At 57.3% G+C, this 18389-nt stretch carries 16 protein-coding genes and 1 pseudogene; 2 read left to right on the top strand and 15 right to left on the bottom strand.

Features of this window, described 5'->3' with window-relative positions:
• Positions 1–24: 24 nt before the first annotated feature.
• Positions 25–705 carry a hypothetical protein gene (locus CKX93_RS07185; protein ID WP_143339959.1) on the top strand — a complete coding sequence of 227 codons (681 nt, stop codon included), beginning with the start codon at positions 25–27 and terminating at the stop codon, positions 703–705.
• 10 nt (positions 706–715) lie between these two features.
• Here CKX93_RS07185 and CKX93_RS07180 read toward each other — a convergent pair whose 3' ends face one another.
• Positions 716–1174 (bottom strand): type IV toxin-antitoxin system AbiEi family antitoxin domain-containing protein, encoded by a 459-nt coding sequence (locus CKX93_RS07180; RefSeq protein ID WP_076756041.1) that lies wholly within the window; start codon positions 1172–1174, stop codon positions 716–718.
• Between the two features lie 242 nt (positions 1175–1416).
• Complete coding sequence (locus tag CKX93_RS07175; protein ID WP_076756040.1) at positions 1417–2427, bottom strand: helix-turn-helix transcriptional regulator; 1011 nt, start codon at positions 2425–2427, stop codon at positions 1417–1419.
• A 236-nt stretch (positions 2428–2663) separates the two neighbouring features.
• Here CKX93_RS07175 and CKX93_RS07170 point away from each other — a divergent pair.
• A pseudogene (locus tag CKX93_RS07170) lies at positions 2664–2861 on the top strand (hypothetical protein).
• A 22-nt stretch (positions 2862–2883) separates the two neighbouring features.
• Here CKX93_RS07170 and CKX93_RS07165 read toward each other — a convergent pair.
• From CKX93_RS07165 to CKX93_RS07105, 13 genes are all read right to left on the bottom strand, one after another.
• Entirely contained in the window at positions 2884–5583 is a 2700-nt protein-coding gene (locus CKX93_RS07165; protein ID WP_076756039.1) for a cation-transporting P-type ATPase, read from the bottom strand.
• 31 nt (positions 5584–5614) lie between these two features.
• A complete protein-coding gene (locus CKX93_RS07160; protein WP_076756038.1) occupies positions 5615–6907 on the bottom strand; it encodes an adenylosuccinate synthase in 1293 nt (430 codons plus the stop codon).
• The gene (locus tag CKX93_RS07155) at positions 6904–8094 is read right to left on the bottom strand and encodes an ATP phosphoribosyltransferase regulatory subunit (protein ID WP_076756037.1); all 1191 of its coding nucleotides are present in this window, start codon (positions 8092–8094) and stop codon (positions 6904–6906) included. Before CKX93_RS07155 ends, CKX93_RS07160 begins: the two co-directional genes overlap by 4 nt.
• Positions 8095–8166: 72 nt before the next feature.
• Complete coding sequence (locus CKX93_RS07150) at positions 8167–8355, bottom strand: DUF2065 domain-containing protein (protein WP_076756036.1); 189 nt, start codon at positions 8353–8355, stop codon at positions 8167–8169.
• A gap of 17 nt (positions 8356–8372) precedes the next feature.
• Positions 8373–9242, bottom strand: a complete 870-nt coding sequence (gene hflC, locus CKX93_RS07145) for a protease modulator HflC (protein WP_076756035.1) — start codon at positions 9240–9242, stop codon at positions 8373–8375.
• On the bottom strand, positions 9242–10414 hold the full coding sequence (hflK, locus tag CKX93_RS07140; RefSeq protein WP_076756034.1) for an FtsH protease activity modulator HflK: 1173 nt from the start codon (positions 10412–10414) through the stop codon (positions 9242–9244). Before hflK ends, hflC begins: the two co-directional genes overlap by 1 nt.
• Positions 10415–10474: 60 nt before the next feature.
• Positions 10475–11782 (bottom strand): ribosome rescue GTPase HflX, encoded by a 1308-nt coding sequence (hflX, locus tag CKX93_RS07135; RefSeq protein ID WP_076756033.1) that lies wholly within the window; start codon positions 11780–11782, stop codon positions 10475–10477.
• A gap of 18 nt (positions 11783–11800) precedes the next feature.
• Complete coding sequence (hfq, locus tag CKX93_RS07130; protein ID WP_076756032.1) at positions 11801–12046, bottom strand: RNA chaperone Hfq; 246 nt, start codon at positions 12044–12046, stop codon at positions 11801–11803.
• 53 nt (positions 12047–12099) lie between these two features.
• On the bottom strand, positions 12100–13047 hold the full coding sequence (miaA, locus tag CKX93_RS07125; protein WP_076756031.1) for a tRNA (adenosine(37)-N6)-dimethylallyltransferase MiaA: 948 nt from the start codon (positions 13045–13047) through the stop codon (positions 12100–12102).
• Positions 13044–14879: a DNA mismatch repair endonuclease MutL gene (gene mutL, locus CKX93_RS07120; RefSeq protein ID WP_076756236.1), complete on the bottom strand. Its 1836-nt coding sequence runs from the start codon at positions 14877–14879 to the stop codon at positions 13044–13046. The genes miaA and mutL overlap by 4 nt, the downstream gene beginning before the upstream one ends.
• 41 nt (positions 14880–14920) lie before the next feature.
• Positions 14921–16306: an N-acetylmuramoyl-L-alanine amidase gene (locus tag CKX93_RS07115; RefSeq protein ID WP_076756030.1), complete on the bottom strand. Its 1386-nt coding sequence runs from the start codon at positions 16304–16306 to the stop codon at positions 14921–14923.
• A gap of 80 nt (positions 16307–16386) precedes the next feature.
• The gene (gene tsaE, locus CKX93_RS07110; protein ID WP_076756029.1) at positions 16387–16869 is read right to left on the bottom strand and encodes a tRNA (adenosine(37)-N6)-threonylcarbamoyltransferase complex ATPase subunit type 1 TsaE; all 483 of its coding nucleotides are present in this window, start codon (positions 16867–16869) and stop codon (positions 16387–16389) included.
• Positions 16860–18347: a bifunctional ADP-dependent NAD(P)H-hydrate dehydratase/NAD(P)H-hydrate epimerase gene (locus tag CKX93_RS07105; RefSeq protein WP_076756028.1), complete on the bottom strand. Its 1488-nt coding sequence runs from the start codon at positions 18345–18347 to the stop codon at positions 16860–16862. The genes tsaE and CKX93_RS07105 overlap by 10 nt, the downstream gene beginning before the upstream one ends.
• Positions 18348–18389 lie beyond the last annotated feature (42 nt).

The following is an 18389-nucleotide window of genomic DNA, read 5'->3' as shown; positions in this document are numbered from 1 at the left end:
CTTCGGTGGGTGTGGCGGCGTGGGGTGTCGCCTTACGTGCTCAGGGATGCGCGTGATGCGATGCGGTTTGGGGCGTTTGTGCAAGGGCAGTTGGAGGCTTTGTCGGACAGCGACTTGGTGAACCTGCTGATTGCGCGTGGGGCGATTGATTTACAGGCTGAGGCGCAGCGGCAGATTGGCGAGAAGCTGCAGCAAAAGGGGGTGAAGCAGGATACGGTCAGTGACTATGGGGCAACCATCTCTCGTCTCAACGACAAGCTTCGTCGGTCGCCCGATAGCGTGCGACACCAAAGCCTCCGACTGGCTCATGCTCTACAAAGATACGAACAATTAGTCGAGCAAGAGGGGCTTGATGCGACGGGTTTGATTCGCTTCTACGCCAGACTGGCAAAGCACATCGGCGCATGCAGCGCTCGTGACTTTACCCAACGCGAAGGCATCTTTACGCCAAACGAAGTGACCTACATGACACTGTATTTCTTTCCGACGGACCCACCGCCACCCCCCGAGATCAGAATCCAAGATGTGGTGAACACGTATGTGCCACGCGGTACCTACGGCCACCCACAATGGACCATCATTGCGGATGATCTAGGATTGGTGTGCACGCGATCCCTGCCGGCGTTTGATGATCACCGCGATGGGATCTTGTGCACGCGTCCGTTTGCGGAAGAATGGCTGCGCCACCACCCCGCTGAGGGTTGATGCGGGCTTATTAAGCGACCTTGCGGTACATGCCCCGGCCCACACGCTCCACCTGACCTTGGCGAACTAAGTAGGCCAGAGTCTGTGAAAGATGAGCGGTAGGCGCGCCTTGCTCTTCGAGCGCCACCTTGATGACCTTGGAGCTTGCCTGACCAGCCTTGTTGATATATTCCATCACAGCGCCGGTTGCCGTTTGTCCTGATGATCGCGAACCCTTACCCACAGGTGCGGCACGCTGCCCAGTGAGATCAGCGATCTGCGAGTCAATGCTGGCTAACTCCGCAGCATGGACTTGCTGCAATTGTTTGAGCGCTTTAGCGTGGCTTTTTTGCAGACTTTTCCGCTCGACGCGCAAGGCGCGTATCTTTTCACGCCGTTGCTCACGAGTTCTCTCCCACTCTTCTTGTTCACGCTTTCTTGCTAACTCAAATAATTCTTTGGCGGATAAGTGATTGATATCGTTTTTCATAGCGTCCGTTTTTTCTAAATTCAGAATGGATTATAAAGCATACATAATGCATGACTGGCACGACATAATATGACTATTATGAATGTTAAGTAAAGCTATTTAGATGAAAATGTTTCTATCGCCCAATGAATCACCATGCGTGATCACACAGTGACAATATTAGGAAATTTTGATACTAGGCTCAGGGAAAGAGGCGCGAGCTTGTCGAGCCATGCTGCTGCGTTCCATATACGCCAAGCAAATCAACCGTCGCCGTTATACCGCTCGGAGCCGTTTTTCACCTTATCGGCAATGGTGTTTCGCAGGTCCGCAGGGCTCAGCACCTCAACACAGTCCAGCTGCGCCAACAGCCAGCTTTGTAGCTGCCATGTGTTAGAAACGGTAGCCACGAGCTGATAATCTCCACCATTAGGCATCAGTCGCTGATCGGCAGAAAGTGGCGCCTCGGCCAAAATACGTTGCATGGGAGGCTGAACACGTAGCACCAACCTGACCAAGGTGCCCCCAGAGAACTCAACGGTGGTTCGTTGCGCATATTCCCGCAGATCAAAGCCTTCGGGATACATGCATGGCAAGTTAAGGGGTCGGACCTGGCGAATGCGGTGCAGGGCGTAAGAGTGCACACCATGCTTGCCATCTTGTGCAGCCACCAAAAAACTCACCGGGCCACGCTGCAACAAGCCCAGAGGATGCAAATATCTTCTTTGAATTTGCTGGGACTCGCTGCATAGGTACTCCAACTCGATTTGCACCTCGTCAAGCACCGCTTCCTGTACTTCTTCAAAAATATCAGCCGGAATGTCGGGTATGTGCGCATGCGGCACCGGCGGGGCACTCAAGAACTTTCGACTGCCATTCGCCCGCCCCACCGCGATCGCCTTCTCGAGATGGGCCTGCGCCTTTTCAAACCGTTGATGCAAGGTTCGCAGCAGCACCCGGGGCAACAAGGGATCGACCGTCTCATGGACAATGCACAAGGATAAAGCCTCAGCAGGCGACATACCCGGCAAATCGATACTGGCAGCATCGCGCCAACGCCACAAATAGGGGCGACTTTCCGTGTCACATTCGATGGGGAACAAGTCGGTCAGTTCCCATAGGTCACGTTCGATTTGGCGCTTCCCGACTTTAAAGCCTAAACCATTCAGACCACGCATCAACTGCCAAGATGAAGTGCCGCGCCCGTGAGAGGGTAGCTGCTTGAGCAATTCCCACTGGCGAGCGACAGCATAGTGAATCCGACTAGATGGCATTACCACACCTCTTTTTTACTCTTGTCTACCTCCCAAGGCGCTGGAATGCCATATATACGTCAGAATGAGTCGCTTGTATTGGCGCACTTTCTCGACTCAAGCGCCTGGATTTCACCGAACTATTTTCCGAGATGAAAACTAACTTTTCTCGACTGATGACGCTCCATGTTTCAGGTTTAAACCGCACTCTTCACGGGTCTTTAGGACATTCTAAAAAGTAATATGGATATAAATATTTGAGATGCGGATGCGCTACCCACCAAGGGCAGCAGGAACAAGCGGGGATGGTTATCGGCGGGGCTTTAGGCGGGCTGCTAGGCGCTCAGGCCGGCCAAGAGTGAGGAGGAACAGCAGCGATGATCGGCGGGCGCACCGAGCGCGTTTACGGCACCGCTTGTCGCACGCCCGATGGCGACTGGCCGATTCAGAATTAATCGGATCTGGGCAGGTCGTTATTTAAGCACTTGCGGGATGCGCGTTGGACCAGCCAGCGCGCACCCGCTTTTCAATCTCGAGAATAAAGAACAAGACCACTCCGACCACCAAGATACCAGCCCACTCCTGCCAACCAATCGGCGTGCTGTCAAAAAAGAATTGCATGAAGGGGGCATAGGTGAACACCATCTGCAGGCTGAGCACGACCATAATCGCGATCGCTACGGCTCGCGTGCCGATCAACCCCTTGATCGTCAACTGACTGGCGCCGAGGCTACGCACCGACAGCAGGTAGAACACTTCCATGACCACCAGGGTATTGACCGCCAGCGTACGCGCCGTCTCCAGCGAGTAGCCCAGCTGCAAGGACATCAAAAACACGCCGAAAATACCGCACAAGAACCAAAACGAGACAAAGACAATACGCCATACCAAAAACAGCGACAGCATCGGTTCACCCGGTGCGCGCGGCGGACGGCGCATCACATTACGCTCCGCCGGCTCGAAAGCCAGCGCCATAGCAAGCCCCACGGAACTGACCATATTCACCCATAGGACTTGTAACGGCATGATGGGCAGGGCCAACCCTAAAAAAATGGCCGCCATAATCGAGCCAGACTCCCCACCATTGATGGGCAGCAAAAAGGTGATGGCTTTTTTCAAGTTGTCATAGACGCGACGACCCTCGCGCACAGCGTGGGCAATCGAGGCGAAATTATCATCCGCCAATACCATCTCTGCGGCTTCCTTGGCGGTTTCGGTGCCGTTTCTGCCCATAGCCACACCGACATCGGCCTGTTTTAGCGCCGGGGCATCATTCACTCCATCGCCTGTCATTGCCACGACATAGCCATGCCATTGCAGGGCCTGCACCAAGCGCAATTTATGCTCAGGAGCGGCTCGCGCAAACACATCCACCTCGGGTACACGAGCCCGTAAGGCCGCATCATCCAAGGCATCAATATCCCGCCCGGTGAGCACCTTATCGGGGTGAGCCAATCCCAATTGGCGAGCGATGGCTTGAGCCGTGCCGGCATGATCACCGGTGATCATCTTGACCGTGATGCCCGCAGTTTGGCACTCTGCGACCGCCGCGATGGCTTCTTCGCGCGGTGGATCGATCAAACCCATCAAACCAATGAGCTCAAAGCGAGCATCTAAGGCATGGAAATCCAATTCCCGCTCGCCCTCATCGGCAGGCCGACAAGCAAACGCCAAAACCCGCTCACCACGGGCTGCCAGCGCATCTACCCGTGCCAGCCACGCATCGCGATCCAACGCCTGGTCATCACCGTATACGCTCTGACAGAGCTCAAGCACCTGTTCCGGCGCGCCTTTGAGATACACCATGCCATGACCCTGATGGTCATGATTGAGGCTGGCCATGAAGCGATGCGCCGATTCAAAAGGAATCACGTCGGTGCGCGGCCAGTCTTTATGCAAGGACTGTTGTTCCAGCCCCGCCTTAATTCCTGCGGTGAGCAGTGCCCCTTCCATGGGGTCACCATTGACCTGCCACTGCCCGTCTTTTTCTTGAAGTTCGGCATCGTTACATAAGACCGCTGCTTGCAAGGCCATCTGCAGTTGCGGCAGGTTGTCTACCTCGATGTCTTTTTCGTCGCGACTGAATCCTCCATGGGGGTTGTACCCCACTCCGGTTATTTCGATGAGGCCATCGGGGAGATCGACGGAGCGCACGGTCATTTCATTGCGGGTTAGCGTGCCGGTCTTATCCGAACAAATGATGGACACCGAGCCTAAGGTTTCTACCGCGGGTAAGCGGCGGATAATGGCATTGCGCGATGCCATGAGCTGCACACCAATAGCTAAGGTCACGGTAAGGATGGCCGGCAGCCCCTCGGGGATGGCGGCTACCGCCAAAGCCACAGCCGCCATGAACATCTCGACCGCGGCATAGTCACGCACCAAAAGCCCGAAGCTAAAGACAATCGCGGCGAGCCCGACGATCGCGAGCGTCAGCCAACGAGCGAACACATTCATGGCTTTAACCAGCGGTGTGGTGAGCGTCTGCACTTCCGACAACATACTGCTGATACGGCCGATCTGAGTATTGGCGCCTGCCTCCACCACCACCCCCATGCCCTGCCCCGCCGTCACCAGCGTTCCGGAGAAGGCCATACTGATGCGGTCCCCCAGCTCTGCCTCGGCGTCCACACTTTCAGGGGTTTTCTCTACGGGCACCGATTCACCGGTGAGCACCGCTTCTTGGATTTGTAGGTTTTTTAGCTTAAGCAGGCGCAGATCCGCCGGCACTTTATCGCCCGGCTCGAGAAACACGATATCGCCCACCACCAGCTCTTGCGCATCTAAGCTCAAGCGACGCCCATCGCGGCGCACCATGGCCTGAGGCGAGAGCATGTCGCGAATGGCCTCTAAGGCCTTCTCGGCCTTACCCTCTTGCACAAAGCCGATCACCGAATTGATCACCACCACGGCGAGGATGACGCCGGTATCCACCCAATGACCTAGCAAAGCCGTGACTATGGCGGCGGCGATGAGCACATAAATCAGGAGATTATTGAACTGCGCCAAAAAGCGCTTCAGCGGCCCACGGCTGCGGGCCTGTGGCAGCGCATTGGGGCCGTTTTCTGCTAAGCGGCGGGCGGCTTCCTCGGGGCTCAAACCCTCTGTGCTGGACTCCAGTGCATTCAGCACTTCTTGGGCATCTTGCTGATGCCAGGCACGAAGGTTGTCACCCATGAGCTCTCCTTAAGTTAGCAGCAGTCCTCGGTCAATGAAATGGATGCCGTTTTAAGATGGTTTGTTCCCGATCGGGACCGGTCGAGATCATATCCACGGGCACACCGGTGATCTCTTCCAGGCGCTGCAGATAGCTCAGGGCATTGGCGGGCAGCTTTTCCAGATCAGTAATACCTAGGGTCGATGACTGCCAGCCCGGCATCTCTTCATACACTGCCTCGCATTCGGCATAGGCATCGGCACCTGCAGGTGGCTCGGTCATGGTGACATTACCGCAACGGTAACCCACACAAATACGCAGCGTCTCTAAGCCATCCAACACATCCAGCTTAGTGATACACAAACCACTGATGCTGTTAATCGCCACAGCCCGCTTTAAGGCCACCGCGTCAAACCAACCACAGCGCCGAGCCCGCCCCGTGGTCGAGCCAAACTCATGACCGCGCGTGGCCAAATGTTCCCCCATGGCATCAAATAATTCTGTGGGGAAAGGCCCAGCACCAACCCGAGTGGTATAGGCCTTAGTGATGCCCAGCACATAGTCCAAATCCAAGGGACCAACGCCACTGCCGGTGCAAGCGCCGCCGGCCGTAGTATTGGATGAAGTCACAAACGGATAAGTACCGTGGTCGATATCCAACAAAGTCCCCTGCGCTCCCTCAAACATCACGTTGGCGCCCTCAGCCCGCAACTGGCGCAGCCGCTCGGGCACATCCATGACCAGTGGACCTAGCACCTCACCCAAAGCCAAGGCATGCTCTAACACCGCTTGAAAATCTAGGGTCTCGGCTTTGAAATAATGCTTCAGTACAAAGTTATGATAGTCCAGCACTTCGCCCAATTTGGCGGCAAAGCGCTCACGATGGAACACATCCCCCAGACGCAGGCCGCGCCGGGCAATCTTGTCTTCATAAGCCGGGCCGATGCCGCGACCGGTGGTACCAATCGCCGAGGCGCCGCGCGCCTTTTCACGGGCATGATCCAAACTCACATGACAAGGCAGGATCAGCTGGCAGGATTCAGATACGCGGAGGCGCTCACGCACCGGCACGCCGTTGTCTTCCAGCATTTTCATCTCGCTCACCAAGGCATCGGGCGAAAGCACCACGCCGTTACCGATCAGGCACTGCACGCCATCCCGCAAAATTCCCGAGGGGATGAGGTGCAAAACGGTTTTCTTGCCATCAATGACCAGGGTATGTCCGGCATTGTGCCCACCCTGAAAACGCACCACAGCCGAGGCTTTTTCGGTGAGCAAGTCCACAACTTTGCCTTTGCCTTCATCGCCCCACTGACTGCCTAGGACCACCACGAATTTGCTCATGCTGATACGTCCACCACTGTCCATTGATTATTCTGTTTGACCAGTATCTGGGCACAACCCGCCGCTTGCGGATCCTGCACCTGCCCCTGAAACCCCTGAATCACGCGCCTGCCTTCCAAGCGCAACACTTCCACCATTGCCTGCAAGGCCGGATCATGATCGGCTGGCGCAAAAATACCGCCGCTGGATTCTTCCGCAGGCGCGGTACTTAAACGCACCAAAGTCCGCAAATCGGTACTAAAGCCCGTTGCTGGGCGAGCGCGCCCAAACTCACGCCCGATCTCATCATAACGGCCACCGCGTGCCACCTCTTGACCCGCGCCCGGCAAAAAGGCGGCGAACACCAACCCGGTGTGATAGTGGTAACCACGCAGCTCAGCCAAATCAAAGTGCAGCATCAGATTGGGGTGGCGCAGCTGCAAACGCCGAGCGATGGCCTCAAGATCATCCAGCGCCAACTGCACGCTGCTACCGGCGGTCTTTAAGCGCTGCCGCGCCTCATCAAGCACGCTGAGATCACCATTGAGTTCGGGCAGAACCAATAGATGTTCGCGCGCCGCCGCATCGATATCCCAAGCGGCTAAAGCCGCCCGTAGATCAGGCATGGCTTTGTTTTGCATCAGCGCAAACAGCTCTGACTCCTCATTCGGCTCAAGGCCAGCGGCGGCGACCAGTTGTCGGTAGATCGCCACATGCCCTAGATCCAGGAGCGGTGCTTCCACTTGGCAGATACGCAAGGTCTCCAACATGAGATTCAGAACTTCGAAGTCACCATCCAGACCCGCATGTCCATAGAGCTCACAGCCCACCTGCATAGGGCTGCGCGAGCCAGCAAAATCAACAGGACGGGTATGCACCACGCTACCTATATAGCAAAGGCGCAAAATATCGCGATGCGCCAGCTGATGCGCGGCAATGCGCGCCACTTGCGGCGTCATATCCGCGCGCAGCCCCATCAGCCGGCCGTTAAGCTGGTCGGTGAGTTTAAAGGTCTGCAGTGCCAGGCCGTGGCCTGTGCCAGTGAGCAAAGATTCGAGGTACTCGACCAGTGGCGGGATCACCAGCTCATAACCCCAAGTATGATAGAGGTCTAGCAATTGCCGGCGACGGCTTTCGAGGCGTTCAGCGGATGCCGGCAGCGCCTCCTCAATCCCTTCGGGAAGCAACCAGCGTTGTGAGTCGGTCATAGCAAAGCCAGGCCTAAATGAATGCAAGCCGCCATTATAGCCGGGCGGGCGCCCGCTGAACCAGCTACCGGATCAGGACTTGACCCACCACAAGAGTAGCGCCCCTAAAATCAGCGCCACCAAGCCAAAAAGTCGTAGGGTATTATCAGGCAATTGCAGCGCCTGTTGCATGGTTTCGCGCCAGCGCCGGGGCGAAATGAAAGGCAGTAAGCCTTCCAAAATCAGCACCAGCGCCAGCGCGGCAAACAGCTCAGGCCACATTCCGCATCAAACCCGAATTATCGACCTGCGCCCCCGGAGGATTCGCGGAAGTAACGGAAGAACTCGGAGTCAGGCTCGAGCACAAAAACGTTATCGCGACCCATCATGGTATTGCGGTAAGCCAGCATACTGCGGTAGAACGCGAAGAATTCCTCATCGCGATTGTAGGCCTCGGCAAAGATCGCTGCGGCCTGGGCATCACCCGTACCCCGAATCTCCTCGGCCACTCGGTAGGCATTCGCGATAATCACCGTGCGTTCGCGGTCAGCCCGCGCACGAATACGCTCGCCTTCCTCGCGACCACGGGCGCGAAAATCCTGAGCAATACGCTCACGCTCGGCGCGCATACGCGCAAACACTGACTCACTCACCTCATCGGGCAAGTCCATGCGGCGAATGCGCACATCGACCAACACGACGCCAAGCTCAGCGGCCGTATCCAGTGCCTGTTGGCGAACGGCTCCCATGATCGTCACGCGATCACCCGAGACCACTTCATCGAGGGTGAAGCGAGCGAACTCATTACGCATCCCGTCACGCAGAATCTGCGCCATACGATCCTGGGCATTGCGTTCATCACCCCGTGTGGCACGGAAGAACTGACCAACATCGTCAATACGCCATTTGGCATAAAAGTCGACGATGACGTTCTTGGCTTCACTGGTCAAAAACCGGTCTGGCGGGATGTCCAGCGTCATAATGCGCGCGTCAAACTTACGCACATTGTTGACGATGGGAAATTTGAAATGCAGACCCGGCTCCGGATCTTCCAAGACGATCTCACCCAGGCTGAACTTGATGACACGCTCACGCTCATCCACGGTATACGTGGACAGGGCGAGAATAATCAGGGCAACCACCGTGCCTATAGCGGCTATGCGGAACATTATCGTACCTCCCGTGAGCGAACCGGATCAGGGCGTGCCGGAGAATTACGCGTCATGCCCGGCGACGGTCTATTAAGCGGCGATGGAGCTGCCAGCCCTGATGAGTCAGTGGTTCCTTGCGAGAGTTCACCACGCAACAACTGATCCAGCGGCAACATCATCAGATTGGCACCGCTGCCCACATCCAAAAATACTTTGCTGGTTGAGCCCAGCACCGCCTCGGTGGTTTCAATAAACAAACGCTCGCGGGTCACGCCCGGGGCTTGTTGGTACTCCACCAATAGCTGCGTAAAGCGCGCCGCATCACCCTCAGCCTGAGCTGTAATCTGATCGCGATAGGCTTCGGCCTGCTCCGTTAAGCGGGCGGCCTCACCACGCGCTTGCGGGATAATGGAATTGGCGTAGGCCTCTGCTTCGTTGCGGAAACGCACCTCATCTTCACGGGCGCGGATGGCATCTGCGAAGGCCTCCTGTACAGGCTCGGGCGGTTGGGCTTGCTGCATGCTCACCGAGGTGATGGAGACGCCCGCCCCATAGGAGTCCAGCGCGTTTTGAACACCGATGCGGGCGCTGCTGGCGATTTCACCACGGCCTTCCCCGAGAATAAAATCGAGTCGACTCTTACCAATGCGTTCACGAATCGCTGATTCCATGACTTGGCGAGTCGTGGTATCGGGATTGCGCACATTAAACAAGAAATCAACGGGGTCCATCACGCGGTACTGCACGGCGACGTCGACATCGATGATGTTTTCATCACCAGTCAGCATCAGAGCGCGATGCTGAATCGAGCGAATGGTGTCGATATCGACGATTTCCGCACGCTCAATGGGATAAGGGAAATGCCAATTCGGCCCGGGCATGGCGACGGTTTGGAAGGCGCCAAAGCGCAACACCACACCGCGCTCACCTTCGCTGACGATGAAAAAGCCTGAGGCCAACCAGATCACCAGCGCCAAGATCGCCGCTAAGCTGATACCGGCTGAGGCATGTTTTCCGAACATGCTACCGCCACTGCCGCCATCGCTTCCGCCACCGCCGAACAAGCTGCCGAAGCGATCGCCGAGTTTTTTCAGCACATCCTCGAGATCCGGCGGACCCTGATTTTTGCCACCTTTGCTGCCGCCACCCCAAGGGTCGCGACTGTTATTACCCGGTTCGTTCCAGGGCATGAGCATGCTCCGTGTGATTAACGTGAATGATGCCTTCGCACTGCATCAAAGCCTATCATTCTAGACTTGCTGCAGCTTGGGTGTGAACCCTAAAGGACGAAAAAGTTCCTCGAATCGGCGCTCAGGAAGCTTGACGCGTAGGCGCCAACCGCCGCTTTCCAAGGGGGCCTCCTGAAGCACCGCTTTTAAATCGTACAACCCGGCGCGGGCGCGACCCGCCTCCGGGGGCAATTCCAGCCAACCACTCACCATCTGTTGCGCAAACTGTGCGGCGATCAGTTCCAGTAAAGCCGCCATGCCCTCCCCGGTTTGTGCCGAGACCCAGACCCGCGCAGGAGATGTTGGTGTTGCCGCCTCGACACCCGCCGGTCGCTCCGGCAGACAGTCAATCTTATTGAATACCAGAATTTGCGGCACATCTCCTGCACCGATTTCCTCTAAAACCGCATTGACCTGCTCCAAAATCTCCTCGCGATGCGGATCAGAGGCATCCACCACGTGCAGCAGTAGGGAGGCCTCGCGGGTTTCGGTGAGGGTGGCACGAAAGGCTGCCACCAGATCATGCGGCAGCTGACGCACAAAACCCACGGTATCGGCCAAGATAATGGCTTGCTGATCTGGCAGGTCAACACGGCGCAAGGTCGGATCCAAAGTGGCAAACAATTGATCCGCGGCGTAGACACCGGCATCGGTGAGCCGATTAAACAAAGTGGATTTCCCCGCATTGGTGTAGCCCACTAGCGACACGGTGGGAATTTCAGCGCGACGCCGGGCCTGGCGGCCTTGTTGGCGCTGCTGACTGACTTTTTCCAGGCGGCGGCTGAGTTGTTTAATACGCAAACCCAATAGCCGACGGTCAGTTTCTAACTGGGTTTCGCCGGGACCGCGCAGCCCAATCCCGCCTTTTTGCCGTTCCAAGTGGGTCCAACCCCGCACCAAACGCGTCGACATATGGCGCAACTGGGCCAACTCCACTTGGAGCTTGCCCTCATGTGAGCGGGCGCGCTGCGCGAAAATATCTAAGATCAGCCCAGTGCGATCCAAGACCCGACATTGCAAGAGCTTCTCGAGATTACGCTCCTGGCTGGGGGTCAGAATGTGATCAAAAATAGCCAACTCTGCCTCGCAGGCTTCAACCTGGTCGCGCACTTCCTCGGCCTTACCGCTGCCGATGAAATAACGGGCATCGGGGGCCCGGCGCGATCCAGAGACTGCCGCTACCGGCTGTGCTCCGGCAGAGCGCGCCAACTCCGTGAACTCCTGACGCTCGCGCAAATCATCTTCGCCGGGCAAGTGCACATGCACGAGTACAGCGCGTTCGCCGCTTTGCGGACGCTCAAATAGAGTAGTAGATGCGCTGCTACTCAAGCTGGCGCAGACAACCGCTTAGCCGTTGTCATCGGGCCCGTCATCATCACCCGACATTTTCACCGGTCGAGAGGGCACAATGGTGGAAATAGCGTGTTTATAAACCATCTGACTAACGCTGTTTTTCAGCAGCACCACAAACTGATCAAAGGAATCGATCTGCCCTTGCAGCTTGATTCCATTCACCAAATAAATGGAGACAGGAATATGCTCTTTGCGCAGCGCATTGAGGAAGGGTTCTTGTAAGGTTTGCCCTTTTGACATCGTGGTGTTCCTTTTTGGATGGTTTATTAGCGCACTCTAACACATCACCCTTTTTAAGGACTCGGGTCAAGACGTGTCAAGTGTTCATTCATGTGCTGCAACAGACGCTCGACGCCGACTTGGTCTGGATCGACTAAAGCCGTATCCGGATAGTGTCTCAACCAAGTCATTTGTCGCTTCGCCAGTTGTCGCGTTGCGGTCACTGCCTTTACGACCATCTCCGAATAATCCAGTTCCTCCTGAAGATGGGCCAATGCCTGTCGGTAACCCACAGCGCGCATGGCTGGCAAGCCTCCATGCAGATCTGATCTTGCGCGCAGTCCCGCCACCTCCGCAAGCAACCCCTCTGTCAACATGGATTCAAAACGCTCAGCGATGCGCGCCCGCAATGCCGCCCGATCATCGGGCATGAGACCCAATCGCAGCACCGGCCAAGGCAAACCCGATGTTTGACCTTTTTGCTGTAAAGAAAGCGGCTGACCGGTGAGCCGCACGACTTCCAGAGCACGCTGCAAGCGCTGGGGATCATTGACATGAATGCGCGCCGCCGCCTCGGGATCGCTTTGCGCCAATTGTGCATGCACCGCTGACCAGCCCTGCTCTTGCGCCAGTTGCTCGATCTCAGCGCGTATTTGCGGGTCTGCCTCAGGCAGCTTGTCTAAACCAAAATCTAGGGCGCGGAAATACAGCATGGTTCCGCCCACCAATAAGGGCAGCCGACCGCGGGCATGAATCTGAGGTATTAACGCCAAAGCCTGTTCGCGAAACTGCGCTGCCGAGTAGCTCTCGGCGGGATCAAGAATATCAATGAGATGATGTGGCACCTGCTGACGCTCAGCAGCAGTGGGTTTAGCAGTACCGATATCCATGCCGCGATACACCAGCGCCGAATCCACGCTGATAATCTCCACCGGCAAGTGCTTGGCAATCTGTAGCGCCAACTGGGTTTTTCCCGTCGCCGTTGGCCCCATCAGAAACACCAGCGTTGCCGGCAGCTTCATTGCCCCCTCATAAACAGGCGATCCAAAGCCGGCAGCGACAACTGAATCCAAGTCGGACGACCGTGATTACACTGGGCGCTGCGCTCTGTGGTCTCCATATCGCGCAACAAGGCATTCATCTCCGCCACGGTCAATGAGCGATTGGCACGCACGGACCCATGACACGCCATGCTGGAAAGCAGTCGATTGATATTTTCCTCAAGACGCTGGGAATGCTCATGCTCGCGCAGGTCCGCTAAAATATCACGCACCAAAACCGCTGCATCGCCCTGCGCCAGCAAGGCAGGCAAGCCGCGCACGGTAATCTGTTGCGGGCCACTGCGATCCAGCTCGATCCCCATTTGCGTAAAAAATGCCGCCTCAGATTCCGCCAAATCCGCCTCCATAGGGCTGACTTCCAGGACTTGCGGCAGCAGCAATGCCTGAATCGCCAGCCCCTGATTCCAATAGGCGGTTTTCAGGCGCTCATAGGTGATGCGCTCATGCGCGGCATGCATATCCACCAGCACCAAGCCCTCGGTATTTTCCGCCAGCACATAGACACCATGCAGCTGTGCCAGCGCATAACCCAGTGGCGGCATCAAAGCCGCCTCGCCGTTTGGCCCGTCTTTCGATGCCGATCCTGGCAAGCCACTGGAGCCCGACTCCGCAATCAGCTTGCCATAAGTGGCCATGCTCTCTTGCACACTCAAACTCAGCCCCGGCTGCGCTGGCGAGGGCGAAAAACCTCGGTTGAGCCCGGGCTGTGCTGGCGAGGCCGTCCAGCCCGTATAAAGTCCCGGCGCAGACGAATCAGCGTGCTCTAGCGGCGCGGTGGCCGCGACACTGCCTGCGCGGGTCTGAGCCACCACACGATGTAGGCTGCGAAACAGAAAATCGTGCACGAGGCGCGCTTCGCGAAACCGCACCTCGTGTTTCGCCGGATGGGCATTGACGTCTACCAACTCAGGGTCGATCTCCAGAAATAACAAGAACGCAGGGTGCCGCCCGTGGTAGAGCACATCGGCATAGGCCTGACGCACCGCATGGGTGATCAGGCGGTCTTTGACCATGCGACCATTGACGTAAAAATACTGCAGGTCAGCCTGACTACGGGCAAACCCGGGCAGGCTCAGCCAACCGGAAAGGCGCAGCCCAGAGTGTTCTTGTTGCATGTGTAAAGACTGCTCAAGAAACCCTTGGCCAAAGACACTACCCACCCGCTGATCGCGCGCGGCCGCGGTATCACCTTGGGCCAATTTCAGCACCTCACGACCATTGTGTGTGAGCTGCATGCCGACATCGAAACGCGACAAGGCAATGCGCCTTGCCACTTCTTCAAGATGCGAGAATTCGGTTTTTTCGGTGCGCAGGAACTTGCGTCTGGCCGGCACATTAAAAAATAGCTGGGCCACATCCACGGTAGTGCCAATCGGATGTGCCGCCGGTTCAGCGGCGCTTGGATCCGCAGAGCCCTCGACCTGCACTCGCCACGCACTTTGGGCGTCCGCTACAGCGGAAGTCAGACTCAAACGCGAGACCGAGGCGATACTGGGCAGCGCCTCACCGCGAAAGCCCAAACTCGTGACACGCTGTAAATCTTCCAAGCTGGTAATTTTACTGGTGGCGTGACGCGCCAGTGCCAGTGGCAATTGCTCGCGGGGAATTCCGGATCCATTGTCGCGCACACGAATGCGTTGTAGCCCACCCTGATCAATATCGACCCAAAGCCGAGTGGCGCCCGCATCCAGACTGTTTTCCAAGAGCTCTTTGAGCACCGAAGCCGGTCGCTCGACCACTTCACCGGCGGCGATCTGATTAATCAACAGGGAGGGTAATTGCTGAATACTCACCGCGCCATGATAACGCGGCCACACGGGCAAAAGGTAATCCCTTAGCTACCGCGGCCGGGAATCTCCAACACCTGACCGACGCGAATCACATCACCGCGCAAACCATTGTGTCGGCGCAGTTGATTGACCGACAGCTGATACTGACTGGCAATTCCCGATAGAGTCTCGCCACGACGAATCACATGCTGCGTTCCGCCATTGCCATTACGCCGCTCCGCCAGCAACGTATTGGGCGGTGCATGGTTAGCGAAATACTGCCGTAAGCCGCCAAGCAAGGCTTCGGCCAAAGACTCTTGGAACCGTGTGGTGCGCAGTTTGCGCTCTTCTTGCGGATTAGAAATAAATGCCGCCTCAACCAATACCGAGGGCACATCAGGTGAACGCAACACCGCAAAACCAGCGCGTTCCACCCGTGGGCTGCGCACTTTTCCGACGCGGTGCAATTCACCAATCAACGAGTCTGCCAGCGTATTACTGCTTTCTAAGGTACCGGTCTGCGATAAATCCAGTAAAACCGAGGTTAAAACATCGTCCTTGTCACTGGTAACCAGACCCAAGCGGCTGTCGGCTTCATTCTCGCGTCGCGCCAGAAAACGCGCCGCTTCACTACTGGCACCGCGCTCAGAGAGAATAAACACCGAAGACCCCGAGGCACTGGCATTGGGCGCGGCGTCCGCGTGGATAGAGACAAAGACATCGGCATGCCCCGCCCGCGCCCGCTCGATGCGCTCACGCAGCGGCAGGAAGTAATCCCCAGTACGAATCATTAAAGGCTGCATCCCGGGTTCCGCAGCCACCAAACGTTCCAAACGCCGCGCAATACTCAGCACGATGTCTTTCTCAAAAGTGCCTGCGGGCCCGATCGCTCCCGGATCACGACCGCCATGCCCGGCATCGATGGCGACGATGACGTCGGGGTTCCTGGCAGGCTCCGATGAACGCGTCTGCGAAGCGGGGGATGCTGGAGCCGCTGATGCCACGGCACCCTCTTGTTGCAAATCAATCACCAAGCGGTGGCGGGCATCATCGGTGGGTCGCAAGAGAAAACTGCGGGGATTGGCTGGTCTGGCTAAATCCAATACCACTCGAAAATCATTGTCGTTGCGCACGGCATGTCGCAGCCCACGCAGCGGGCTGCCGCTGAGTTCGGCCTGAGGTAATTCTCCCGTGAAACGCACGCCGCGCATATCGATGACCACACGATCGGGATTACTCAGCGTAAATAGGGCGTGCTCAACCGGGCCATCCAAATCAAAAACCAAGCGGGTGATCTCACCATCGACTGAGGTGCGTAGTCCGTGCAGTTGCACCCGGCCCGCGGCCAGCAAAAGTGACGGCCACACCAACCCCGTCACACCCGCGCTGGATGCGAACAAAGCCCGACGCAAAAACACGCGTCGCTGATTGATCTGTCGCCCTGAAGCCACAGTTTGCCCTTTTGCTGGCTGTCTTAGTGCCTATTCTGGACCAAATCCAGAGAAATGCAAGCGCAAAATAATGTGATTTATTAGATGGATACAGACTGATTTTGCTGTGGCTTCTGGGAAATGGCCGCTAACCAAGCCTCACCAATATCACTGGAAGCCTGCAGAATCAGAAGACGTCCACTGCCCGCCACTTCCAGAATCAACCGCACATCTGCATCCGGCAGCCATCCCTGCCCGCGCTCAGGCCATTCGATAAAACACAAAGCTTCGCCATCCAAATCCTCACGCACGCCCAGATATTCGAGCTCCTCAGGGCTACTGAGGCGATACAAATCAAAATGCAAAATACGTCGGTCAGTGCATTCATAGGGCTCAACCAAGGTGTAGGTGGGGCTACGGACGGTTTGACTCACGCCCAAGGCACGCAAAAAGGCCCGCACTAACGTGGTTTTTCCGGCCCCGAGGTCACCTTGAAGAGATACGCGCCCGCTGCGCGGTGCGCAGGCCGCCATACGCTGCGCAAACGCCTGGGTAGCGGCCTCATCGGCCAGCATCACTTGCATGGATTCATCACTCTGCGCAAAGCAGCGATTACATCGGACGCCAGAAGACCACGCTCACCCGTATCCGCCGCGGCTTGATCGGCCGCCGCCGCATGCGCACAAACCCCCAAAACCGCGGCCTGTAAAGCCTCGCCTTTTTTCGGTAAATGTTGCGCCAACACCCCCGCCAGCACGCCGGTGAGCACATCGCCCATGCCGCCACTGGCCATGCCCGGATTGCCCCCGCCACAGATAAATACCTGTTGCGCATCGCAAATAATGCTGCCCGCGCCTTTGAGTATGCAGATCCCGCCGTAGCGCTGTTGAATACCTCGCGCTGCCGCGACACGATCGGCCTCCACAGTGGCAATATCACAATCGAGGAGCCGGGCTGCCTCGCCGGGATGCGGCGTTAATATCCAATCATCACGATGCTGCGGGGCTTGCGCCAGCCCGTTGAGCCCATCGGCATCGATGATCTTTGGACCCGGCCACTTAAGTAGCCTTTTTAACAGCTGCTGACCCCAGTCCTGCTGACCCAAACCCGGACCGATGGCCAATACCGTCGCCCGCTCAAGTAACGGCTCAAGCTGCGTGATCTCGGCAATGCCGTGACACATGACTTCTGGCTGCGCCATCGGCAACAGCGCAGCGTGGCTGTGATGGGTCGCCACCGATACCCAGCCTGCGCCGACTCGTCCGGCAGCGCGAGCGGCTAAAAGGGCGGCGCCGGGCATGCCCTGATCACCACCCACCACCAGCACATGCCCATGATGACCCTTGTGCGCGTCCCGCGGCCGTGGGCCGAGTAACTGTAAAACCTGAGCATCCACTAGCCAAGCAGCCACCGGCTGCGCTGATAAACAAGCCTGCGGCGCCTCTAGCTCCGCCAAAACCACCTCACCGCTGAGCGCCGGACCTCGGCCCGTATACAGACCCAACTTGCGGGCAATAAAACTGACCGTGGCTGTTGCCTGCACCACCGAACCTGGCGCGGTTCCGCTATCGGCATCCAAGCCACTGGGCACATCCAAAGACAACACCGGCGCATCACAGGCGTTGATGGCCTCAATAGCCGAACCCAACACCCCCTCAGGGGCGCGCGAGACGCCGGTGCCCAGTAGGGCATCAATCACCACATCACAACCCCCAAGCGCCGCCGCCAGCTCTGCTGGCTCCTGTTCTAAGGCGGCCCAGTCGGCATAGGCCTGAGCTGCATCACCCCGCAGCGCTTTGGGGTCAGTGATGGCCACGCAGGCCACGCTTAAACCCTGCTGCACCGCCAGCCGCGCCAACACATAACCGTCGCCGCCGTTATTGCCCGGACCACAAAGCACCGCCACTTGCTGCGCCTGCGGCCAGCGCCCCCTTAAACTCTGCAAGGCAGCGGCCGCCGCGCGACGCATTAAGGTGTAGCCGGAAATCCCCTGCTGTTGAATACAACACGCGTCGATCGCGCGCACCGACGCAACCCGGTAAAGTGGCACTGATTGATTCATCACAGCTGGCGCATCCCCTAACTCATCGGCAAACTAAGTTAC

Origin of the sequence: Ectothiorhodosinus mongolicus, assembly GCF_022406875.1 — a bacterium.
GTDB lineage: Bacteria > Pseudomonadota > Gammaproteobacteria > Ectothiorhodospirales > Ectothiorhodospiraceae > Ectothiorhodospira > Ectothiorhodospira mongolica.
This window is presented reverse-complemented; position numbering and strand designations above follow the sequence as displayed.